The following is a 1,198-nucleotide window of genomic DNA, read 5'->3' as shown; positions in this document are numbered from 1 at the left end:
CGGGATCACCCCCGCCTATGCGGGGAAAAGGTTTGAACAGGGCGACAAGACCTACAACGTGCACGGATCACCCCCGCCTATGCGGGGAAAAGTTTATCCTCGCCGTCAACGTGACGCTTTATAGCGGGATCACCCCCGCCTATGCGGGGAAAAGCATGGTTATTATACCATAGAGGTGAATTATTTAGGATCACCCCCGCCTATGCGGGGAAAAGATAATCAAATTATTAAGCAACAACAAGAACTAGGGATCACCCCCGCCTATGCGGGGAAAAGCTGTAAAGTTTCATGTAGCCATCGCCTCCTTTAGGGATCACCCCCGCCTATGCGGGGAAAAGTAGATCAGCAGAGTATGCTATGCTCCTGTAAAGGGATCACCCCCGCCTATGCGGGGAAAAGCCCGCTTTTCCAAAATGTCCGCCAGTGTATCGAGGATCACCCCCGCCTATGCGGGGAAAAGGCTGACACTGCACAAAATCTGGCAAACAGTGCGGGATCACCCCCGCCTATGCGGGGAAAAGGTTTTCCATACATAATCACCTCAACTGGTAGTAGGATCACCCCCGCCTATGCGGGGAAAAGGATACCGTACTTTGCAGCCTGCTTCACAATCTCGGATCACCCCCGCCTATGCGGGGAAAAGCTTAGTAGGTGTGACGATCTTCGTTCCGGAGTAGGATCACCCCCGCCTATGCGGGGAAAAGTCTTCTCCATCGCAATAATCAGGATCAAAACGAGGATCACCCCCGCCTATGCGGGGAAAAGGCGACCATGCGGCGATTTAGCTGCACACTGTCGGGATCACCCCCGCCTATGCGGGGAAAAGTACGCGAAACGCTTCATATCATAAACAACTATAGGATCACCCCCGCCTATGCGGGGAAAAGTCTTTCAAAGCTGAAAGGCAGCTTGAAACGTGGGGATCACCCCCGCCTATGCGGGGAAAAGTGGTTTTGTTGTCATATGACTTTGTGCTTCCTGGGATCACCCCCGCCTATGCGGGGAAAAGGAAAATCCCGCAGATTGTAGCGTCAAAATGTAGGGATCACCCCCGCCTATGCGGGGAAAAGGTGGACTCCACCTTTTCGCTGCTGATCGTCAGGGGATCACCCCCGCCTATGCGGGGAAAAGTCCTCTGGTATCGTGACTTCTGTCCCGCCGTTGGGATCACCCCCGCCTATGCGGGGAAAAGTCGGAA

The 1,198-nt window shown here is 54.1% G+C and carries 1 CRISPR repeat array.

Features of this window, described 5'->3' with window-relative positions:
- Positions 1-2: 2 nt before the first annotated feature.
- Positions 3-1,192: a CRISPR direct-repeat array (repeat unit 28 nt; unit sequence GGATCACCCCCGCCTATGCGGGGAAAAG).
- Positions 1,193-1,198: the final 6 nt, after the last annotated feature.

It is taken from the genome of Ruminococcus callidus ATCC 27760 (assembly GCF_000468015.1).
Classification (GTDB): Bacteria; Bacillota; Clostridia; order Oscillospirales; family Ruminococcaceae; genus Ruminococcus_C; species Ruminococcus_C callidus.
This window is presented reverse-complemented; position numbering and strand designations above follow the sequence as displayed.